Below are 20,496 nucleotides of genomic sequence, written 5' to 3' on the forward strand. Positions count from 1 at the left end.
CACCTTACGACAACACCATTGACGTGTAAACGGCCGACGGGCTTCCATGACGCCCGTCACCGGTACGGCGACGCCCCGCGAGAGCCGGACGCGCCACGGCCGGTACGAGCTCGTGCGTCCGCACGACCCTGTACGACCCGTACGACCCCGTGCGCCCGTCCGAGACCGGACGGGACCGTCCGACCCCGTACGACGCCCGCCGCACGGCGCTCCCCGCGCCCCCGGTCGGCCGCCGTCCACCCCGCGCCCGTCACGGCGCGGCCGCACGCAAGGGAGCTGGTATGCCCCAGGCCGATCTGGTCTTCACCGGAGGCCCCGTCCTCACCCTGGATCCGGCGCGGAGCCGGGCCACCTCGCTCGCCGTGACCGGCGAGCGGATCACGGCCGTGGGCCACGACGAGGTGCGCGAGCTGATCGGGCCCGGCACCGAGGTGGTCGACCTGGCCGGCAAGCTGCTGCTGCCCGGCTTCCAGGACTCCCACATCCACGCGGTGGGCGGCGGCTGCGAGCTCGCCGAGTGCGACCTCACCGAGAGCGTCGACGTGGCCGAGTACCTCGCGCGGATCCACGCGTACGCGAAGGCGCACCCGGAGCGGGAGTGGATCACCGGCGGCGGCTGGTCGATGGAGAGCTTCGAGGGCGGCCTGCCGACCCGGCAGCTCCTCGACTCGGTCGTCCCGGACCGCCCCGTGCTGCTGTCGAACCGCGACCACCACGGCGCCTGGGCCAACACCCGGGCCCTGGAGCTGGCCGGAATCACCGCCGGCACCCCCGATCCGGCCGACGGCCGGATCGAGCGGGAGGCCGACGGCACCCCGAGCGGCATGCTCCAGGAGGGCGCGACCGGTCTGGTCTCCCGGCTCGTGCCGCCGAGCACCGCGGAGGACCGGCTCGCCGGACTGCTGCGGGCGCAGCGGCTGCTGCACTCGCTGGGCGTCACCGGCTGGCAGGACGCGCTGCTCGGCGCGTTCAACGGCATGGCCGACCCGTCGGACGCGTATCGGACGGCGGCCGGGGACGGTTCGCTCACCGCCCGGGTGACCGGCGCGCTGTGGTGGGACCGCGAGCGGGGAGCCGAGCAGATCCCCGAACTGGTGGAGCGCCGGAAGCGGCTGACCTCGGGCCGGTTCAGGGCGACCTCGGTCAAGATCATGCAGGACGGCATCGCGGAGAACTTCACGGCCGCGATGACCTCTCCCTACCTCGACGGCTGCGGCTGCGCGACGGGCAACACCGGGCTCAGCTTCGTCGACCCGGAGGCTCTGCGCGGTCACGTGACCGAGCTGGACGCCCTCGACTTCCAGGTGCACTTCCACGCCCTCGGCGACCGGGCGGTCCGGGAGGCACTGGACGCGGTCGAGGCGTCGGTCGCGGCCAACGGCCGCCGCGGCAACCGTCACCACCTCGCCCACCTCCAGGTCGTGCACCCCGCCGACCTGCCCCGGTTCGCGGCGCTCGGCGCGATCGCCAACATCCAGCCGCTGTGGGCCGCGCACGAACCGCAGATGGACGAGCTCACGATCCCCTTCCTCGGCGAGGAGCGGGCGGCCTGGCAGTACCCCTTCGGCTCGCTGCTGCGTGCGGGGGCGACCCTGGCGGCGGGCAGCGACTGGCCGGTCTCCAGCCCGAACCCGCTGGAGGGCATCCACGTCGCCGTGAACCGGCGCGGGCCGGAGTCCCCCGACGGGAAGGTCTTCTACCCGGAGGAGCGGATCGACCTGATCTCCGCGCTCACCGCGTACACCGCCGGCACGGCGCACGTGAACGGGCACGACGACGCGGGCAGCCTGGCCGCCGGCCACCTGGCCGACCTGGTCGTCCTCGACCGGGACGTCCTGGCCGCTCCGGCCGACGAGATCGCCGGGGCCCGGGTGGAGCGCACGTACGTCGGCGGCAGGCCGGTGTACGAGGCCTGACCGGCCGTACGTACGGCTCCGGCGGCAGACCGGCCGACCGGTCCGCTCCCTTCCTCCGCCCCCGGGCGCCCTCGCGTACGGCCGCCGTCACGGCCCCGCGGCGGACGCCCGGACGTCCGGCCCGACCGGGACGAGCGCCGACTCGCTCCCGCCCCACCACTCGCACCATCCCCAGCGCCCGTCACGACACCCGTAAAGGGGTGGGTCCGCATGCGCACGCCCAGACTCCTCGCCTTCGCCTGTACCGCCGCCCTCGCGGCCTCCCTCACCGCCTGCTCCGGCGCCACCCGGCCGCCGCAGGGCGCCGCCGGCGGAGCCGACTTCCAGGTCTCCCCGACCTCGCCGGCCGCCAAGGGCCCGCTCGACTCCTTCACCTGGTCGCTCTACGCGGAGCCGTACACCCTCGACTACGCCCTCGCCTACGACTACCCGCCGAACACCGTCCTCGCGAACGTCTGCGAGCAGTTGCTGCGGGTCACCCCGGACCTACGGATCGAGCCGGGTCTCGCGGTGCGGTGGGAGCGGCCCGACCCCCGGACCCTCGTCTACACCCTCCGGCCCGGCGTGAAGTTCCACGACGGCACGGTGATGACCGCCGACGACGTCGTCGCGTCGCTGAAGCGGCACATGGACCCGGCCACCGGCTCTCCGTGGGGCTCCGCCTTCAGGACCGTCGAGTCGATCGAGAAGAGCGGTCCGCTGGAGGTGACCATCAGGCTCGGCAGGGCCGACGCCCTCTTCCACGAACTGCTCGCCGCCTCCCCCGGCACCGTCGTCGGCGCCGCCTCGCTCGCCGAGGAGGGCAAGGACTACGGCACTCCCGCGGGCAAGCTGAACTGCACCGGCCCCTACGCCCTGGACAAGTGGGTCCAGGGCGACAGCATCACCCTGAAGAAGCACCCCGACCACTGGGACGAGAAGCTCACGCCGAAGTCCGAGGCCGTGCGGTTCACCTTCGTCGAGGACGCCGCCGCCCGCGCCAACGCCCTCCTCTCCGGCACCGCCGACGGCGGCTACATGGTGCCCTCCTCCTCCTTCGCCCAGCTGCGCTCCAGCGGCAGGGGCGGGCTCTACTTCGGCCCCAACACCGGCGCGTACAACCTCGCCGTCACGGACTTCAAGGGCACCCTCCGCGACCTCCGGGTGCGCAGGGCCCTGTCGATGGCGCTCGACCGGAAGAACATCGTGAAGGCCGCCGCGGGCGGTGTCGGCGTCCCGGCCAAGGCCCCCGCCGCCCGCGGCGCCTGGTCCCTCGTCCCGGAGCGGACCGCCGCGCTCTTCGACACGCTGCCCGAGCCCGTCCACGACGTGGCCGGCGCGAAGAAGCTGGTCGAGGAGGCCGGCGCCACCGGCCGGAAGGTCACCCTCGCGACCAGCACCCTGGCCCCGGAGATCAGCGTGGTCGCCAACGCCGTGCAGGCGGCCGGCCGTCAGATCGGCCTGGACGTCAAGCTCCGACCGGTGTCCCCGGACGCGTACGGCAACCTCTTCGTCGACCCGGCCGCCCGCGACGGCATCGACCTCGTCATCACCAGCGGCTACGACAACACGCCGGACCCGCTGGAGTTCTACCAGTACCTGCGCACCGGGGACTTCGGCAACTACGGCAACTGGTCCGACGCCGAGTTCGACCTCGCCTTCGACCGCGCCAACACCGAGTACGACCCCGGCAGACGCACCGAACTCACGGCGAAGGTCCAGGAGATCGCCCTCGCCCAGCTGCCGGTCATCCCGGTCTACGAGGCCCCCACTCGGTCTTCCTCGGCAGGCGGATCACCGGAGCGCCGACCGGAATCGCCCAGCTGTACTACCCGTGGGCCGCGATGATCGGGGCCGCGCAGTCATGACCCGCCTCCTCACCGGCCGCCTCCTCGGCCTTGTGGCGGTGCTCTTCGTGACCTCGGTCGTCGTCTTCGGCACCGTCCACCTCGCCCCCGGCGACCCGGTCACCTTCCTGCTGCACGGCCGCCCCGCGACCCCCGAGGCCGTGGCGGCGCTGCGGGCCGAGCACCACCTGGACGACCCGCTCGTGGTGCAGTACGGGCGGTGGCTCGGGGACGTCCTCGGCGGCGACCTCGGGCGTTCCGCCCAGTACCACCAGGACGTCACCGCGCTCCTCGGCTCCCGGCTCCCCGGCACCGCGCTGCTCGTCGGCTACGCGGCCGTGCTGGTCGCCGCCCTCGGCGTGGGCGCCGGCGTCCTCGCCGCGCTCCGCCCCGGCCTCCTCGACAAGACCGTGCTCATCGGCACCGGCGTGGCCACCGCCACCCCGTCCTTCGTCACCGCGATCGCGCTCGTCTCGGTCTTCTCCGTGCGGCTCGGCTGGTTCCCGGGACCCGGCGGCGGCGCCGCCGAGGGCCTCGGCCCCCGGCTCCACCAGCTGACCCTGCCGGCCCTCGCGCTCGCCCTCACCTTCGCGGGCCTGCTGGCCCGGGTCACCCGCTCCGCGATGCTCGACGAGCTCGGCCGCGAGCACGTCGAGGTGGCGCGCGCCCGGGGCGTCGCCGGCCGGACCGTGATCCGTCGGCACGTGCTGCGGAACGCCCTGGGCCCGGTCGTCACCGTCGGCGGCACCATGCTCGCGGGCCTGCTCATCAGCACCGCCATCGTGGAGACCGCCTTCGACGTGCCCGGGCTCGGCTCGCTGCTCGTGCAGTCGGTCACCTCCCAGGACTTCGCGGTCGTCCAGGCGGTGACCCTGCTCAGCGTGGCGGCGTTCGTCCTCGTCAACCTCGCGGTCGACCTCCTGGCCCCGCTCATCGACCCCCGTCTCTCCCCCGGGGAAGGCTCCTCATGACCACCACCCTCACCACGGTGCCGTACCGCAGGCCCGGCCTGCGCGGGCTGCGCCTCCTCGGGCAGGGTCCGCTCTTCACGGCCTCGGTCGCGGTCCTCGCCGTGCTCGTCCTCGTCGCCGTGTCCGCCCCGCTGCTCGCCCCGTACGACCCCGAGGCGCTCGACCTGGGCGCGAGCCTGGTCGGCACCACCGGAGACCACCTCCTCGGCACCGACCAGTCCGGCCGCGACATCCTGTCCCGGCTGCTGCACGGCGCCCGCACCGGCCTCCTCGGCCCGCTCCTGGTCGTCGGCGTCTCCACCCTGCTCGGCACCCTGCTGGGCGTGGTGGCGGCCTGGCGCGGCGGCTGGGCCGACACGCTCCTCTCCCGCGCGATGGACCTGGTCCTCTCCGTCCCGGGCCTGATGCTGGCGATCCTCCTGGTCGCCGTCACCGGCCCGGGCATGACGGCCCCGGTGATCGCGATGTCCGTCGCGTACACCCCGTACGTGGGACGGCTGGTGCGCGGCATCGCCCGGCAGGAGAAGGCACGGCCGTACATCGAGGCGTACGTGGTGCAGGGCTGGTCCGGCTGGACGGTCTGCGTCCGGCACCTGCTGCCCAACATCGCGCCGACGGTCCTCGCGCAGTCCGCGATGAACTTCGGCTACGCCCTGATGGACCTGGCGGCGCTCTCCTTCCTCGGCTTCGGCGTCCAGCCGCCGACCGCCGACTGGGGCGCCATGATCAACGAGGGTCAGGGCGCGGTCCTCCAGGGCGCGATGCTGCCGGCCCTCGCGCCGTCCGTGTGCGTCGTGCTCGCGGTGGTGGCCTTCGGCATCGTCGGCGAGGGCCTCGCCGACCGCATCGCGCGACGGGAGAAGTGACCCCATGGACCGCTCGACATCTCGTCCCGTCCTGGAGATCGACGACCTGGAGCTACGGCTCCCCGAGGGGCGGGCCGCCCGGCCGATCCTGGACGGCGTCAGCCTGACCGTACGGCCCGGGGAGACCGTCGGCCTGGTCGGCGAGTCCGGCTCCGGCAAGTCCGTCGCCTGCCGCAGCGTCCTCGGCCTGCTCCCCCGGGGCGCCCGCACCACCGGCCGAGTGCGGGTGAACGGCGCGGACGTCCTCACCATGGACCGGGCGCGGCTCGCCGCGCTGCGGGCCCGCGAGGTCGCCATGGTCTTCCAGGACCCGCGCGCCTCGGTCAACCCCCTGCGCCGCGTCGGCGACTTCCTCACCGAGGGACTGCGGGCGGCCGGCACCCCCGCCGCCGAGGCCGCGGCCCGCGCCGAAGAGCTCCTCGACGCGGTCGGCATCCGCGACCCCCGCGGGGCGCTGCGCCGCCACCCGCACCAGTTCTCCGGCGGCATGCTCCAGCGGGTCGTCATCGCCGCCGCGCTCGCCGCCGAACCGGCGCTGCTGGTCGCCGACGAACCGACCACCGCCCTCGACGTCACCACCCAGGCCGAGGTCCTCTCGATCCTGGCCCGGCTGCGGGCCGAGCGCGGCACCGGCATGCTCTTCGTGACCCACGACCTGGAGCTGGCCGCCGCGATCTGCGACCGGGTCTACGTGATGTACGCCGGCCGGATCGTGGAGACCCGGTCCACCGGCGAACTGTTCGACCGCCCCCGGCACCCGTACACCGCGGGGCTGCTCGCCTGCACCCCGCGCATCGAGGCCGGTGCGCCCGCACCCCGCCCGATCCCGGGCCGCCCGGTGTCCCTCGCCGAGGCACCCGCCGGCTGCGCCTTCGCCGCCCGCTGCGCGCACGCGGTGGCCCGGTGCTCGGCGGAGAAACCCGAACTGGCACGGCACGGCGAGGGCTTCGCCGCGTGCCTCCGCGCCGAGGAAGGGATCGCGCTGTGACGACCGTCGTGGAGAAGGGCCTCGTGGTGGAGGGGCTGCGGAAGCGGTACGGCGACCGTCCGGCGGTCGACGGGGTGTCGTTCACCCTGCCGGCGGGCGGTTCGCTGGCGATCGTCGGGGAGTCTGGCAGCGGCAAGACGACCACGGTCCGGATGCTGGTGGGCCTGGAGCACGCGGACGGCGGTACGGTCCGGCTCGACGGCCGGGACCGCTCGGCCCGTCCCCGGGGCCGCGCGGAACGGCTCGCGCGGGCACGCGAGATGCAGATGGTCTTCCAGGACCCCTATCTGTCGCTCGACCCGCGGATCCCGGTGCGCGGCTGCCTGGACGAGGTGCTGCGCCTGCACACCGCGCTGGACCCGGCCGCCCGTGCCGCCCGGGTGGCGCAGCTCCTCGACCGCGTCGGGCTCGGCGCCCGCGAGGCGGCGGCGCTGCCGCGCGGGCTCTCCGGCGGTCAGCGCCAGCGCGTCGCGATCGCCCGCGCGCTGGCGGTCGAGCCCCGGGTGCTGGTCCTCGACGAGGCGGTGGCCGCGCTGGACGTGTCGATCCAGGCGCAGATCCTGGAGCTGCTCCGGGAGATCCGCCGCGAGGCCGGCGTCGGCTACCTCTTCGTCACCCACGACCTGGCGGTGGTGCGGCACGTCGCCGACGCCGTCCTCGTCCTCAAGTCGGGCCGGGTCGTGGAGTCCGGCCCGGTGGACCGCGTCCTCGGCTCCCCCGAGCACCCGTACACCCGGCTGCTGCTGGACTCGGTGCCCCGCCGGGGCTGGGACCCCATGGGGACAAGGCGCGGGACCTGAGGCGGGCGGAGCCGGGGGCGGTGGCGGCGCCGGGTCACCCGCGCGTCACCTCATCGCCCTTCGCCGCCCACCCGGTGCAGAACGGCCCGCACCGCACGGACGACGGCCTCGCGGGAGGCGTCCGTGCGGTCCAGCGTCTCGAAGCCGTGCCGCCCGTCCGGCACGTCGACGATCTCGACGTCCGCCCCGTGTTTCCCCGCGGCGGCGAGGAAGTCCTCCACCGTCGCCGCGAACGCCGGATGCTCACGGCCCGCCCGGACGAGGACCACCGGCAGCGCTCCGGCGCCCGCGACCGCCTCCGCCGGCCGGTAGCGCCTCCCGACGGTCTCCCAGCCGGGCGGCGTACCGAGGACGGGGTACGAGAGGGCCAGGCAGCGCAGCCACGGCGGGGGCGCCGCCAGCCAGTCGGCGGCCAGGAGGCCGCCGCCGGAGAAGATCCAGAGCGCGATCCGGTCCGGGTCGACCCGGGGGTGGGCGCGGAGCGCCTCCAGCGCCTGGGCGACGTCACCGGCGGCGCGGGCGTAGTCGGTCAGGGCGTACAGCCGGTGGTCGACGGTGGCGCCGACGGCGCCGAGACCGGCCAGGTAGCGGGCGTAGCCCCGGTAGAAGGGGGTGTCGCGCGGGGTCGGGGCGCGATCGGCGTCGACGGGCCCGCCGTGGACGAGGAGGACGGCGGGGCGGCGCCCCTCGCCGTCCGGCGGGTACACGTCGAGACGGCCGTCGCGTTCGTACGGGTACGCGGTCGTCTCCAGCAGGAACTCCCGCTCATCGTAGGAGGGTCGCTCCTCCCCGAGGGTGATCCGCCGCCCCTTCCCGGCCGCCGCACGCAGGAGAGTGTCGGCGAGTTCGGCCGGGTGGGAGAGCATCGGCCAGTGTCCGGCGGGGAGTTCGAGGAAGGAGTAACCGGGTCCGGCCAGTTTCCGGAAGCGCGGAGGGCCCGTGCGGACCAGCATCTCGACGACGTCGATGCCCGGTCCGTCCGCCGTGCACATCACGGCGCTCGACGGGACCCGGTCCGGGTCGTCGCCGAGCCGCAGCGGTTCGGTGAGGGTGCGCGCGGGCTGCGGTACGGCCAGCCGGTCCAGCCGGGCGAGGTCGTCCGCGGAGAGGCCGTCGAGGCTGCCCCACTTCGCCCATTCCCCGCCCCGAGGCGGCGGGAGGGGTGTGCTGTCGCGGCCGAGCCGTTCCCGGACGGTCTCGTCGCGGACGAGCAGCAGGGCCGGGTCGCCGTCGGAGGGGAGCCCGGCGGCGACGTGGACGACCCGAGCCACCCGCTCGGGGCGCCGGCCGGCGGCGGCGAGCACCGGGTGGATGCCGTAACCGTGCCCGACGAGGACGGTCTCCGTGCCGTCGATCCGGTCGAGGAGCGCGACCAACTCCTCGGCGTGCGTGCCGAGTCCGGCGCCAGGATCGCCGTCCGGTGTCACCGGGTACACCTGCGCGCCGGCCTTCCGCAGCCGCTCGGCGACCCCGTCCCACAGCCATCCTCCGGTGAACGCCTCTCCCACCAGAACGAACGCCGTCATCCCCGCCTCCTCGTGCTCGTGCCGCACTGTTCGCGCCGCTCCCACGGCGGCTGCCGGCAGGTTAGGAACTCCCCCCGGGGGAGATTCCACCCCCGGCCCCGGCGGTTAGGGTCGGCGCAGGGAGGTACGGGGTGACGGCGGCGGACGGCGGGACGTGGAGCATCGGCGAGCTGGCCGGGCGTGCCGGGGTGACGGTGAAGACCGTGCGGTACTACTCGGACCGGGGGCTGCTGCCCGAGGCCGGGCGCAGTGGCGGCGGGCACCGGCGGTACGGTCCCGGCGCGCTCGTCCGGCTGCGGGAGATCCGGTCGCTGCGGGCGCTGGGTCTCGGCGTGGCCGAGGCGGCCCGGGCGCTGGAGGACGACGGCCGGCTGGCGGAGGTGGTGGCCGGGGAGCTGCGGGGCGTGGCGCGGGAGCGGGCGGCGCTGGCGTGGCGGGAGGCGTCGCTGCGGCTGCTGGCGGAGTGCGACGGGGCGGAACGGGCCGAGCTGCTGCCTCTGCTGGGCGCGGCGGCGCTGCCGCCGGACATGGACGCGGTGGTCCGCTTCTGGCGCCGCTCGCTGCCGGTGCGGCTGCCGGCGCCCCTGGTGGCGCGGGTCCTGGACGAGGTGGTGCCGGTGCCCCCGGACGATCCGTCGCCGGGTCAGGTACGGGCCTTCGCCCGGCTGGGCGCCCTGGTGTCGGCTCCCGGCCCGGGGCGGGCGCCGGGCCCGCCGCTGCGGGGCGAGCGCTACCGGCCGGCGGTGCTGTACGAGGGGCTCGGCGAGGCGTACGACCTGGCGGGCGCGGAGGCGCTGGCCGGACGGCCGCCCGCCGGCCGGGGCGCCCTGGACTGCTTCGCCGACGCGTACGCCGTGGCGCTCGGCGAGCGGGACTCGCCCGCCTTCCGACGACGCCTGGTGACCCTCCTCGCCCGGGAGGAGACGGGGGTGATGGCACGGTACTGGAAGCTGGTCGTGCCGCTGCTCCCGGCGGACCGGCCGGCCCTCGGCCTGCTGCACCACCACCTGACGGAGGCCCTGGCCGGCTGACCGCCGCGGCCCGGCCGCCGGGCGTTCCAGAGCCGGCGAGGGGCGGCGCCGTACGTCGGCGGGCCCGGCCCAGGAGCGCCCGGCATAGGGCGGTACCGTCCCCGGCGAGCCCGGACGCGGCCGACTCCCAGGACCCGAAGCCGTCCGTCTTCGCCCCCCGCCGACCGACTCCCACGGCCCGAGGCCGTCCGTCTCCGGCCCCCCGCCGGCCGACTCCCACGACCCTGAACGGTCTGTCCTCAAGCCCTGGCCCGGTCGGCCGCCACAACCCGGAACGGCCCGTCCTCGGGCCCCCGCCCGGCCGACTCCCGGAACCCCGCAGGCCCCCGCCGCCGCGCCTCGGGCAGCCCGCCTCATCCTCCCGGTGTCCTCCGCCGCCGGTGTTCGGATGGTGGACGGGGGGCGTCCGCCTGGTGGGCGGGGTGGTGGCGGATCTCCGTGCCTCGCCGACATCCCCACAGGTCAGCGCCGTACGGCTCCGGTCTCCGGTGGCGCAATACTGCGGCAACACCACCGGGGCCGTACCCCGGTTACGTTCCCTGCCATGCCCGCCGAACGCACCCCCACCGCCCTCCCGGTCGCCGCCGCCCGCCGTCGCCGGCTGCGCGCGGACCGGGCGCGGCAGCTCGCCGACCTGCTGCGGCACCAGATCCTGACCGGCGCCTTCCCCCGGGGGGTGCTGCCGTTGGAGGACGTCCTCGCGGCCGACCACCACACCAGCCGGAACACCGTCCGGCAGGCCCTCGACCTGCTGCGCGGCGAGGGTCTGGTGGAGCGGCAGCCGGGGGTGGGGACGGTGGTCGTCGGCGAGAAGTACCCACACGGCCTGGACCGGCTCCAGGGGCTCGCCGAGACCCTGCACGAGCACGGCAGGGTCACCAACGAGGTGCGGAACCTCGGACCGGTGAGGGCGCCCGGACCGGTGGCGCACCGGCTCGGCCTGCCGGACGACGCGGACGTGCTCTGCGTCGAGCGGCTGCGCCGGCTGAACGGGCTGCCGCTCTCGCTCGACCTGTCGTACCTGCCGATGGACGTCGGCGGTGAACTCCTCGGCTGCGACCTGGAGAACACGGACGTGTTCCAGCTCCTGGAGCAGCTGACCGGCGGGCAGCTCGGCCACGCGGACATCACCCTGGAGGCGGTGAACGCCGACGCGCACGCGGCGGCGGTCCTCCAGGCCCCGCGCGGCGCCGCCCTGCTGATGCTGGAACGGCTCACCCATCTGCCCTCCGGACGGCCCGTGGACCTGGAGTTCATCCGCTTCCGCGGCGACCGGATCACCATGAGCGGCGTCCTGCGCCGCTCCCTCTGACAGCCCCCTCTCCCCCCCTTCCCTCCCGGAGAACGCCATGCCCCTCGTGCCCCAGCGCGCCGACGTGCCCGTGACGATCGACGAGTCCCGTTGCATCGACGGCTGCACCCTCTGCGTCGACATGTGTCCGCTGGACTCGCTCGCGATCCGCGAGGAGGACGGCAAGGCGTACATGCACGTGGACGAGTGCTGGTACTGCGGCCCGTGCGCCGCCCGCTGCCCCACCGGCGCGGTGACCGTCAACATGCCCTACCTGCTCCGGTGAAAGGCACCGAACTCCCATGAAGACGACAAGACTCGTACGCCCGCTGCTGCCGCTGGCGCTGCTCCTCCCGCTCGCCACCGCCTGCGGCGGTCCGGCGGGCGCGGACGGGGGGCCGGGCGGGACGGTCACGGTGACGGTCGGCTACCAGTCGAAGACCATCAACACGGTGACGGCCGGCACGCTGCTGCGCTCGCTCGGCTACTTCGAGGAGGAGCTGGCGGCGCAGGGCCGCAAGGACGGCGTCCGCTACCGGGTCCAGTGGCAGGACTACGCGACGGGGGCGCCGATCACCGCGCAGATGACCGCGGGGAAGATCGACATCGGGTCGATGGGCGACTTCCCGCTGCTGCTCAACGCGGCCCGGGGCCGGCAGCTGAAGGAGCCCACCCGGCTCGTCTCGGTGACCGGGTACAACCTGCGCGGCGGTCTGAACACCGTGGTGACGGCGCCGGGTTCGGGGCTGCGGTCGCTCACGGACCTGAAGGGAAAGCGGGTGTCGACGAGCGTCGGCTCCGCCGCCGACGGCACCCTCGTACGGGCACTGCGCCGGGCCGGTCTCGACCCGGCGAAGGACATCTCCAAGCTCAACCAGCAGCCCAGCGTGGGAGCTTCGGCACTCACGGGCGGCAGCGTGGACGCCCTGTCGCAGTTCGTCGCCTGGCCCGGCCTGCTCGCCTTCCAGGGCAAGGCGCAGGCCTTGTACGACGGGGCGGAGCTGGACCTGCCGACCTTCCACGGGGTCACCGTGCGCGAGGAGTTCGCGCGCGAGCGGGCCGGGGCCCTCGACGCGTTCCTGCGGGCGCAGCGGCGGGCCACGGACCGGCTGCGGTCGGCCCCGGTGGCGTCCGCCGAGTCCGTGGCGAAGGAGACGGGGCTGCCGGCCGAGGTGGTGTACCTCTACAACGGCGCCCAGGGTATCGCGACCTTCGACCCGGAGCTGCGGCCGGAGCTGCTGGCCGCGCTGCGGGAGGACGTGCCGGTGCTGCGGGAGGCCGGTCTGGTGAAGGACGTCGACGTGGACGCCTTCGTCGACCCGGCGCCCCTGAAGCGGGCGGTCACCGCCGCCGGCTATCCGAGGGCGGGCGCGGCGAAGGCGGAGCTGTGGCTGCGCGGGCAGTCCTCGACCCGCGCGTTCGGTTCGGCCGGGGAGCTGCTGAAGGCGGTCGCGGCGGCCGGGTCGGGGACGGTCCGGGCGGCCTACGTGCCGGACGCCGTGACCGGGACCCCGTGGTTCGCGGACCGGGCGGTGTGGGTCGAGGGCGGCGGTGCGTGGCGGGCGTTCGTGACCCGGGTGGCGGCCGAACGGTGGGTGGCCGCCCACGCAGGCTCGCGGGTCGTGGCGTACGCGGACGCGGTCCGGGCGGCGGGCTCGTGAGCGCGGCGACGGCGGCGGGGCGCCGCCTGGTCCGGGCGGGGTCGCTGGTCGCCGCGCTGGGCGTGTGGCAGCTGCTCACCGCGTACGACGTGAACCTGTGGCTGCGGTTCGAGCAGTTCCCGACGGTCGGCGAGGTCGCCTCGGCGCTGGCCGACCGGGTGGGCACGGCGGCCTACTGGCAGGACCTCGGGCACAGTCTGCGCCGGATCGTGACGGGCTTCCTGCTGGCGGCGGTCCTCGGGGTGGCCGCCGGCACGGCGATCGCCCGCTCGCGGTGGGCGGCCGACCTGCTGGGCCCGCTGGTGGAGGTGGTGCGCCCGATCCCGGCGATCGCCCTGGTGCCGGTGGCGATCCTGCTGCTGCCGACGAACGAGCAGGGGATCGTCTTCATCACCTGCGCGGCCGCGTTCTTCCCGGTGCTGGTCTCGACCCGGCACGCGGTGCGGGCGCTGAGCCCGGTGTGGGAGGAGGCAGTGCAGACGATGGGCGGCGGCCGGGCCCGGGTGCTGTGGTCGGTGGTGCTGCCGGGCGCCCTGCCCGGGGTGTTCGGCGGGCTCTCCGTCGGCATCGGTGTGGCGTGGATCTGTGTGATCTCCGCCGAGATGATCTCCGGCGAGTACGGGGTCGGTTACCGCACCTGGCAGGACTACACGGTCGTCGACTATCCGGGCGTCTTCGTCGGCATGGTCACGATCGGCGCCCTGGGCCTGCTGACCTCCACCGCCGTCGAACTGGCGGGACGCCGTGTCACCGCCTGGCTGCCGCGCCCGGCGTCCCTGGGCACGGCGGCCCGTGGCACGGCGCCCCGCACCGGTGGGCCCGCCGGGTCCGGCGCGCCGTCCGGCACCGCCGCTCCCGCGCCCGCCGCCGTGCGGACCGTGCCCGAGGACGCCCCCGTACCCGAGAAGGAGCCCGTCCCATGAGCACCACCACCACACCCACCGCACCCGCCACCCCCGCCGATCCGGCCTCCCTTGCGCTCGCGGGTGCCGAGCTCGCCCTCGACGGGGTGCGGCTCGGGCACCCCGACGGGACCGCCCTGGGCGGCGAGGTGAGCCTGCGGGTCGCGGCCGGCGAGGTGCTGACCGTCGTCGGCCCGTCGGGCTGCGGCAAGACGACGCTGCTGCGGACGCTCGCCGGACTGCTGCCGCCACTGGCGGGCCGGGTCGCGCAGGACGGCGAGCGGGTCCGCCGGCCGTGCGCCGACCGGGCGCTCGTCTTCCAGCACGACGCGCTGCTGCCGTGGCGCTCGGTGCGGGCCAACGTCGAACTGCCGCTGGCGATCAGGGGCGTGGACCGCGCCGGGCGCCGGCGGGCCGCCGGGGAGTGGCTGGAGCGGGTGGGTCTCGCCGGTCACGAGGCGAAGTGGCCGCACCAGCTGTCCGGCGGGCAGCGGCAGCGGGTGCAGCTGGCCAGGGCGCTGGCCGGCCGGCCGCGCGCGGTCCTGATGGACGAGCCCTTCGGCGCGCTGGACGCGCACACCAGGACCGGGATGCAGGACCTGCTGGCCGGCATCCTGCGCGGCACCGGCGCGACCGTCGTCTTCGTGACACACGATGTGGACGAGGCCGTCCACCTGGGCGACCGGATCGCCCTGCTGCCGTCGGGCGAGGTGCTCCGCGTGCCGCACCCCCGCGACCGCGCCGCCCGGGACGCCCCCGCCACGCGCGAGCTGCGCCGCCGCGTCCTCGACTCCCTCTGACCTCCCCGACCTCCCCGACCTCCCGGACATCCTCCTCGTACCCGACTCCCCTGCCGGAAAGGCCCGTCGTGTCCTCCCCTCTGACCTCCGTCCCCGCTCTCGCCGGCGCGCGCGAGTACTCCTGCGACGTGCTCGTCGTCGGCGGCGGCACCGCCGGCACGATGGCGGCGCTGACCGCCGCCGGGCACGGCGCCGACGTCCTGCTCCTGGAGAAGGCACACGTCCGGCACTCCGGCGCCCTCGCCATGGGGATGGACGGGGTGAACAACGCGGTGATCCCCGGCCGGGCGGACCCGGACGACTACGTCGCCGAGATCACCCGCGCCAACGACGGACTCGTCGACCAGTCGACGGTCCGCCAGACCGCCGTGCGCGGCTACGACATGGTGCGGCGCCTGGAGTCGTACGGAGTGAAGTTCGAGAAGGACGAGCACGGCGAGTACGCCGTCCGGCAGGTGCACCGCTCGGGCTCGTACGTGCTGCCGATGCCCGAGGGCAAGGACGTGAAGAAGGTCCTGTACCGGCAGCTGCGGCGACGGGAGATGCGGGAGCGGATCCGGATCGAGAACCGCGTGATGCCGGTGCGGGTGCTGACCCACCCGGAGGACGGGCGGGCGGTCGGGATCGCCGGACTCCACACCCGCACCGGGGAGTTCGTGATCGTACGGGCGGGAGCGGTGATCCTGGCGACCGGCGCCTGCGGCCGGCTCGGGCTCCCCGCCTCCGGGTATCTGTACGGCACCTACGAGAACCCCACCAACGCGGGCGACGGCTACGCGATGGCGTACCACGCGGGCGCCGCCCTCACCGGCATCGAGTGCTTCCAGATCAACCCGCTGATCAAGGACTACAACGGTCCCGCCTGCGCCTACGTGGCCAACACCTTCGGCGGCTACCAGGTGAACCGGCACGGCGAGCGGTTCGTCGAGTCGGACTACTGGTCGGGGCACATGATGGCGGAGTTCGCGGCCGAACTCGCCTCTGACCGGGCGCCGGTCTACCTGAAACTGAGCCATCTCCCGGAGGAGACGATCGACGCGGTGGAGTCGATCCTGCACTCCACCGAGCGCCCCACCCGCGGCACCTTCCACGCGGGCCGGGGCCATGACTACCGCACCCACGACATCGAGATGCACATCTCCGAGATCGGGCTGTGCGGCGGGCACTCGGCCTCCGGGGTGCGCGTGGACGCGCACGCCCGCACCACCGTGCCGCGCCTCTACGCCGCCGGCGACCTGGCGTGCGTGCCGCACAACTACATGATCGGCGCGTTCGTCTACGGCGACCTCGCGGGCGAGGACGCGGCCCGGTACCGAGCGTACGCGGGCGAGCTCGACCGGGCGCAGCTGGAGGCGGCGCACGAGCTGGTCTACCGGCCGCTGCGGAACCCGGACGGGCCGCCGCAGCCGCAGGTCGAGTACAAGCTCCGCCGGTTCGTGAACGACTACGTGGCACCGCCGAAGTCGGGGGCGAGGCTCTCGCTCGCCGTCGAGGCGTTCGACCGGATGTCGGCGGAGATCGCGGGGATGGGCGGGCGGACGCCGCACGAGCTGATGCGCTGCGCGGAGGTGTCGTTCATCCGGGACTGCGCGGAGATGGCGGCCCGTGCCTCGCTCGCCCGGACGGAGTCGCGCTGGGGGCTCTACCACGAGCGGCTCGACCATCCGGAGCAGAACGACGCGGAGTGGCTGTATCACCTGGATCTGCGCAAGTCGGCCTCCGGGGCGATGGAGTTCACGGCGCGTCCGGTGGAGCCGTACGTGGTGCCGGTGCCGGAGTTCGCGCCGCCGCGGGGCCCGGAGCGTCCGCTGGGCGAGGTGGCGCTGGTGCCGGTCGCGACGGCGGGTCCGCGCGAGGCGCCGCCCACGGCCCCGGTGGCCGGGGAGTCCGCGGCCGCGGCGGTCCCTCAGGGCGCGGCCGGCCCGAACCCCCGCCTGCTGCGGCTGCTCGCCCTGCTCGACGGCTCCCCCGAACTCGACGCGCTGCTGCCCTATCTGACGGACGGTGATCCCGAGGTACGGGTCGCGGCCGTCGCGGCCCTGGCGGAGACCGTGCCCGCCGGGACGGGTCCCGCGCTGGCGGCCCGGCTGCGGGACGAGGACCCCGCGGTGCGGGCGGCGGCCGTGGGCGCCCTCCGCGAGCTGGCGGAGGTCCTGGAAGCCGACGCCGGGTGGGGCGACGGCCTGCGCGAGGCCCTGGGGACACCCGACCCCGCGGTGCGGGCGGTGGCGATCGAGGTGCTGCGGGCCCGGCGTCTGGGCGGGGTCGAGGTGTACGCGGCGGCGCTGGCGGACGCGGCGACGGAGGTACGGCTCCAGGCGGTGCGGGCGCTGGTGTCGGTGGACGCGGTCGCCGCGCTGGCCGGTGCCGCGGCGGACCCGGCCCGGGAGGTGCGGGTGGCGGTGGCCCGGGGGCTCGCGGCCGTGTCCGTACCGGAGTCCGGCCCCCTGGTCCCGCTCCTGGACGACGCCGATCCGCTGGTGCGGGGCGCGGCCTTCGGGGCGCTGGCGGCGGCCGGCTGCCCTCCGCCGCTGGCCGGACGGGCGGTGGCCGCGCTGGACGATCCGGCGTGGCAGGTGCGGGCGGGCGCGGCGGCGGCGCTGCGGGCCGCGGGTGCGGAGCGGGCGGTCCCCGCGCTGGCGAAGGGGCTCGCGGACCGCAACGCGGACGTGCGGAAGGCGGCCGTGCTCGCGCTGCTCGGACATGTCCCGGCGCCGGAGGCGCGGGCCGCGCTGGCGACCGCGGCGGCGGACCCGGACGCGGACGTGCGGGCGTACGCGGCGCGGGGGCTCGCGCCGGCGTCCTGAGAGGGATCCCGCCGCCGGGCGGGTGAACGGGGGTGTGCCGGGCCACCGGCCGGGGAAGGCGCGCGGGGTGGCGTCCGGCCGGCGGGCGCGCGGTCAAGGAGGTGGTCCGGTGACGGAGTCGACGACGGCGCAGGCGCTGGGCGCGCCGTGCTGGCTGAGTCTGGCGACGCGGGATCTGGGCGCGGCGGAGCGGTTCTACGGCGCGGTGCTCGGCTGGACGTTCCGTCCGGGCAAGCTGGAGGCCGGGGCGTCGTACGCGGTGGGCGAGCGGGACGGGGTGCCGGTCGCGGGCATCGCCGCGCTGGCGGCGGAGCTGGCGGTGCCGGTGGCGTGGACGGTGTTCTTCGCGGTGGAGGACGCCGACGCGGCGGTGGCCCGGATCCGGGAGCGGGGCGGCACGGTGGGCGTGGGCCCGGTGGCGTACCCGCCGCAGGGGCGGGTGGCGCTGGCCACGGACCGGGACGGGGCCGCGTTCGCGGTGTGGGAGGGCCGGCTGGTGTCGCGCTGGCACGTGGGCGAGCGGGGTGCGCCGGCGTGGGTGGAGCTGCACACCCGGAACGCCTTCGACGCGGCCGTGTTCTACGGCGGGGTGCTGGGCTGGGCGGAGGACGTGCCGGGCCACTGCGAGACCTCGTACGAGGAGGACCGGGTGGTGCTGCGCCGGGGCGGGGTGCCGGTGGCGCGGCTCGACAGCGGTCCGGTGGAGGCCGCCTCGCCCCGGCCGCAGCTGCGGCCCCGCTGGCTGGTGCGGTTCCGGGTGCCGGATCTGACGGCCTCGGTGGCGTCGGTGACGGAGCACGGCGGCATCGTGGTGCCGGGCGGCGAGTGGGGCGGGGCACGGGAGCCCGGCGCGGCCGGGAACGGGCGCCGGGTGGTGGTGCGGGATCCGGACGGGGCGCTGTTCACGCTGGAGGCGGACGGGGAGCGCTGAGGAGTACGGGTACGGGCCGCCGCCCCGTACCCGTACCGCTTCGGGTCAGGCCGCGCGGGCGGTCTCCTGGGCGGGGGTCGCGGCAGGGGTGGCGGCGGGGGTGTGCCGGGCGGGGATGAGGGCCGCGACGATCGAGGCGAGGAGGGCGACGCCGGCGCCGATGAGCATGGCGGCCCGGAAGCCGTTCTCGGAGGGCAGGGTGTGGCCGCCGAGGGTCGTGGTCATCTGGGCGAGGACGACGCCGATGACGGCGGCGGAGACCGAGGTGCCGATCGAGCGCATCAGGGTGTTGAAGCTGTTGGCGGAGGCGGTCTCCTCGGCGGGGACGGAGCCCATGATGAGCGCGGGCATCGCGCCGTAGGCGAGGCCGACGCCGGTGTTGCAGATCAGGGTGACGACGAGCAGGCCCCAGGTGGAGCCCATGAGGGCGAGCGAGGAGGCGTAGCCGGCGGAGATGACGAGGGCGCCGACGGAGAGGGTGACCTTGGGGCCGCGGGCGGCGGACAGCTTGGCGCCGAGCGGGGCGAGCAGCATCATCGCGAGGCCCGCGGGGGCCATCCAGAGGCCCATCGCCATCATCGACTGGCCCAGGCCGTAGCCGGTGGCCTCGGGGAGCTGGAGGAGCTGCGGGACGACCAGCGACTGGGCGTACATGGAGAAGCCGACGAGCACCGAGGCGAGGTTGGTCAGCAGGACGACCGGGCGGGCGGTGACCCGCAGGTCGACGAGCGGGTCGCGGGTGCGCAGCTCCCAGAGGCCCCAGGCGAGGAGGGTGACGGCGGCCGCGGCGAAGAGGCCGAGGGTGGTGGCGCTGCCCCAGCCCCAGGCGGCGCCCTTGGAGACGGCGAGGAGGAGGGCGACGAGGCCGGCGCCGAGGCCGAGGGCGCCGGGCAGGTCGAAGCGGCCGGGGGCGGGGTTGCGGCGGCCGGCCGGGACGAGGCGCCAGATGAGGGCGGCGACGACGGCGCTGAGCGCGGCGGCCACCCAGAAGAGGACGCGCCAGCTGGCGTGCTCGGCGACGGCGGCGGAGAACGGCAGGCCGAGGGCGCCGCCGACTCCCATGGACGCGCTCATGAGGGCGATGGAGCCGCCGAGCCTCTCGGGCGGCAGGACGTCGCGGAGCAGGCTGATGCCGACGGGGACGACGCCCATGCCGAGGCCCTGGAGGCCGCGGCCGACGATCATCGGGACGACCGAGTCGGAGAGCGCGCAGACGACGGAGCCGGCGATCAGCGGGACGGTGGAGGCCAGCAGGACGGTCCGCTTGCCGAGGGTGTCGCCGAGCCGGCCGGCGACGGGGGTGGCGACGGCGGCGGCGAGCAGGGTCGCGGTGATCACCCAGGAGGCGTCGGAGGGGCTGGAGCCGAGGAGCCGCGGCAGATCGCCGATGAGCGGCACCACGAGGGTCTGCATGAGTGCCGCCACGATGCCGGCGAAGGCGAGGACGCCGACGACGCCTTGGGGGCGTGCGTCGGTCTGGGCGCGGTCCACGGGTTTCTCCCTGGGTTCACGGAGCGAGGCGGGTACGGGCTTGTGCATGATGCACATCCCTAGACTTGTGCATCATGCATACAAACTGCATGATGCACAAGTCATGCACGATGCACATCTCACCGGGGCGGGAGAGAATGACGCCATGGACAAGCCCGAGGACACGTCTGCGGAGACGCCCGTGAACGAGCCGGACCGGCCGGACCAGGCCGCCGACCGCATCGAGTTCGAGACGATGCTGCTCAGCCGGCACTCGCACCTCCACGCGCCGCGCACCCGTTCCGGCGCCGGCGGCCTCGACCGGAGCGCGTACGTGCTCCTCACCCGGATCCGGATGCACGGACCCATGTCCATCGGGCAGCTCACCGACGCCTTCGGGCTGGACGCCTCCACCCTCAACCGGCAGACCGCGGCCATGCTGCGGGCCGGGGTCGTGGAGCGCATCCCGGACCCGGACGGCGGCATCGCGCGCAAGTTCCGCATCACCGGGGAGGGCGAGCGGCGCCTTGAGGCGGACCGGTCCTTCAACATCGGCGGACTCCGGCGGATCATGGAGCACTGGTCGCCCGAGGACGCGACCGCCTTCGCGGACCTCCTGGAGCGCTTCAACCGGGACATCGAGCGCCTGGAGGGCCGCCCCTGGCCACGGGCCTGACCCGCACGGCACGCCCGGGGACGCCGCGAAGGCG

The 20,496-nt window shown here is 75.3% G+C and carries 17 protein-coding genes; 15 read left to right on the plus strand and 2 right to left on the minus strand.

All coding sequences use genetic code 11. The features are described 5' to 3' along the window. Window positions 1–281 precede the first annotated feature (281 nt). The 6 genes from ACFYT9_RS07650 to ACFYT9_RS07675 all read left to right on the plus strand — a co-directional run bounded on the left by ACFYT9_RS07650 (window position 282) and on the right by ACFYT9_RS07675 (window position 7,367). Entirely contained in the window at window positions 282–1,916 is a 1,635-nt protein-coding gene (locus tag ACFYT9_RS07650; protein ID WP_376597821.1) for an amidohydrolase, read from the plus strand. Between the two features lie 210 nt (window positions 1,917–2,126). Then, window positions 2,127–3,743 (plus strand): ABC transporter substrate-binding protein, encoded by a 1,617-nt coding sequence (locus ACFYT9_RS07655; RefSeq protein ID WP_389161604.1) that lies wholly within the window; start codon window positions 2,127–2,129, stop codon window positions 3,741–3,743. Between the two features lie 16 nt (window positions 3,744–3,759). After that, entirely contained in the window at window positions 3,760–4,713 is a 954-nt protein-coding gene (locus tag ACFYT9_RS07660; protein ID WP_389161606.1) for an ABC transporter permease, read from the plus strand. After that, window positions 4,710–5,579, plus strand: coding sequence for an ABC transporter permease (locus ACFYT9_RS07665; RefSeq protein ID WP_376597827.1), 870 nt, complete (start codon window positions 4,710–4,712; stop codon window positions 5,577–5,579). The genes ACFYT9_RS07660 and ACFYT9_RS07665 overlap by 4 nt, the downstream gene beginning before the upstream one ends. 4 nt (window positions 5,580–5,583) lie before the next feature. After that, the gene (locus ACFYT9_RS07670; RefSeq protein WP_389161608.1) at window positions 5,584–6,567 is read left to right on the plus strand and encodes an ABC transporter ATP-binding protein; all 984 of its coding nucleotides are present in this window, start codon (window positions 5,584–5,586) and stop codon (window positions 6,565–6,567) included. Then, window positions 6,564–7,367: an ABC transporter ATP-binding protein gene (locus tag ACFYT9_RS07675; RefSeq protein ID WP_389161610.1), complete on the plus strand. Its 804-nt coding sequence runs from the start codon at window positions 6,564–6,566 to the stop codon at window positions 7,365–7,367. Before ACFYT9_RS07670 ends, ACFYT9_RS07675 begins: the two co-directional genes overlap by 4 nt. A 50-nt stretch (window positions 7,368–7,417) precedes the next feature. Here ACFYT9_RS07675 and ACFYT9_RS07680 read toward each other — a convergent pair whose 3' ends face one another. Continuing rightward, window positions 7,418–8,893, minus strand: a complete 1,476-nt coding sequence (locus ACFYT9_RS07680) for a dienelactone hydrolase family protein (RefSeq protein ID WP_389161612.1) — start codon at window positions 8,891–8,893, stop codon at window positions 7,418–7,420. 131 nt (window positions 8,894–9,024) lie between these two features. On the opposite strand from ACFYT9_RS07680, the gene ACFYT9_RS07685 reads away from it, so the two are divergent. The 8 genes from ACFYT9_RS07685 (at window position 9,025) to ACFYT9_RS07720 (ending at window position 18,316) form a co-directional block, all read left to right on the plus strand. After that, entirely contained in the window at window positions 9,025–9,924 is a 900-nt protein-coding gene (locus ACFYT9_RS07685; RefSeq protein WP_389161613.1) for a MerR family transcriptional regulator, read from the plus strand. A 544-nt stretch (window positions 9,925–10,468) separates the two neighbouring features. Continuing rightward, window positions 10,469–11,236 (plus strand): GntR family transcriptional regulator, encoded by a 768-nt coding sequence (locus ACFYT9_RS07690; RefSeq protein ID WP_389161615.1) that lies wholly within the window; start codon window positions 10,469–10,471, stop codon window positions 11,234–11,236. Window positions 11,237–11,273: 37 nt separating this feature from the next. Next, window positions 11,274–11,501 (plus strand): ferredoxin family protein, encoded by a 228-nt coding sequence (locus ACFYT9_RS07695; protein WP_030497738.1) that lies wholly within the window; start codon window positions 11,274–11,276, stop codon window positions 11,499–11,501. 16 nt (window positions 11,502–11,517) lie between these two features. After that, window positions 11,518–12,876: an ABC transporter substrate-binding protein gene (locus tag ACFYT9_RS07700; RefSeq protein ID WP_389161617.1), complete on the plus strand. Its 1,359-nt coding sequence runs from the start codon at window positions 11,518–11,520 to the stop codon at window positions 12,874–12,876. Beyond that, window positions 12,873–13,799 (plus strand): ABC transporter permease, encoded by a 927-nt coding sequence (locus tag ACFYT9_RS07705; protein WP_389161619.1) that lies wholly within the window; start codon window positions 12,873–12,875, stop codon window positions 13,797–13,799. The genes ACFYT9_RS07700 and ACFYT9_RS07705 overlap by 4 nt, the downstream gene beginning before the upstream one ends. Further along, window positions 13,796–14,578, plus strand: a complete 783-nt coding sequence (locus tag ACFYT9_RS07710; RefSeq protein WP_389161620.1) for an ABC transporter ATP-binding protein — start codon at window positions 13,796–13,798, stop codon at window positions 14,576–14,578. Before ACFYT9_RS07705 ends, ACFYT9_RS07710 begins: the two co-directional genes overlap by 4 nt. A gap of 68 nt (window positions 14,579–14,646) precedes the next feature. Beyond that, on the plus strand, window positions 14,647–17,385 hold the full coding sequence (locus ACFYT9_RS07715; RefSeq protein WP_389161622.1) for a fumarate reductase/succinate dehydrogenase flavoprotein subunit: 2,739 nt from the start codon (window positions 14,647–14,649) through the stop codon (window positions 17,383–17,385). A gap of 109 nt (window positions 17,386–17,494) precedes the next feature. After that, window positions 17,495–18,316: a VOC family protein gene (locus ACFYT9_RS07720; RefSeq protein ID WP_387271948.1), complete on the plus strand. Its 822-nt coding sequence runs from the start codon at window positions 17,495–17,497 to the stop codon at window positions 18,314–18,316. Between the two features lie 45 nt (window positions 18,317–18,361). Here the strand turns inward: ACFYT9_RS07720 and ACFYT9_RS07725 are convergent, their stop codons facing one another. Next, window positions 18,362–19,807 (minus strand): MFS transporter, encoded by a 1,446-nt coding sequence (locus tag ACFYT9_RS07725; protein WP_389161625.1) that lies wholly within the window; start codon window positions 19,805–19,807, stop codon window positions 18,362–18,364. Window positions 19,808–20,042: 235 nt separating this feature from the next. On the opposite strand from ACFYT9_RS07725, the gene ACFYT9_RS07730 reads away from it, so the two are divergent. Beyond that, complete coding sequence (locus tag ACFYT9_RS07730) at window positions 20,043–20,462, plus strand: MarR family winged helix-turn-helix transcriptional regulator (RefSeq protein ID WP_376603099.1); 420 nt, start codon at window positions 20,043–20,045, stop codon at window positions 20,460–20,462. Window positions 20,463–20,496 lie beyond the last annotated feature (34 nt).

This window comes from Streptomyces sp. NPDC004435 (assembly GCF_042873895.1).
Taxonomy (GTDB): domain Bacteria; phylum Actinomycetota; class Actinomycetes; order Streptomycetales; family Streptomycetaceae; genus Streptomyces.

Excerpts from the sequence above, each read along its gene's own strand:
- ACFYT9_RS07665 (WP_376597827.1), top strand. The coding sequence starts at position 4,710 with ATGACCACCACCCTCACCACGGTGCCGTACCGCAGGCCCGGCCTGCGC.
- ACFYT9_RS07690 (WP_389161615.1), top strand. The coding sequence starts at position 10,469 with ATGCCCGCCGAACGCACCCCCACCGCCCTCCCGGTCGCCGCCGCCCGC.
- ACFYT9_RS07710 (WP_389161620.1), top strand. The coding sequence starts at position 13,796 with ATGAGCACCACCACCACACCCACCGCACCCGCCACCCCCGCCGATCCG.
- ACFYT9_RS07655 (WP_389161604.1), top strand. The coding sequence starts at position 2,127 with ATGCGCACGCCCAGACTCCTCGCCTTCGCCTGTACCGCCGCCCTCGCG.
- ACFYT9_RS07730 (WP_376603099.1), top strand. The coding sequence starts at position 20,043 with ATGCTGCTCAGCCGGCACTCGCACCTCCACGCGCCGCGCACCCGTTCC.
- ACFYT9_RS07680 (WP_389161612.1), bottom strand. The coding sequence starts at position 8,893 with ATGACGGCGTTCGTTCTGGTGGGAGAGGCGTTCACCGGAGGATGGCTG.
- ACFYT9_RS07650 (WP_376597821.1), top strand. The coding sequence starts at position 282 with ATGCCCCAGGCCGATCTGGTCTTCACCGGAGGCCCCGTCCTCACCCTG.
- ACFYT9_RS07670 (WP_389161608.1), top strand. The coding sequence starts at position 5,584 with ATGGACCGCTCGACATCTCGTCCCGTCCTGGAGATCGACGACCTGGAG.
- ACFYT9_RS07695 (WP_030497738.1), top strand. The coding sequence starts at position 11,274 with ATGCCCCTCGTGCCCCAGCGCGCCGACGTGCCCGTGACGATCGACGAG.
- ACFYT9_RS07660 (WP_389161606.1), top strand. The coding sequence starts at position 3,760 with ATGACCCGCCTCCTCACCGGCCGCCTCCTCGGCCTTGTGGCGGTGCTC.
- ACFYT9_RS07700 (WP_389161617.1), top strand. The coding sequence starts at position 11,518 with ATGAAGACGACAAGACTCGTACGCCCGCTGCTGCCGCTGGCGCTGCTC.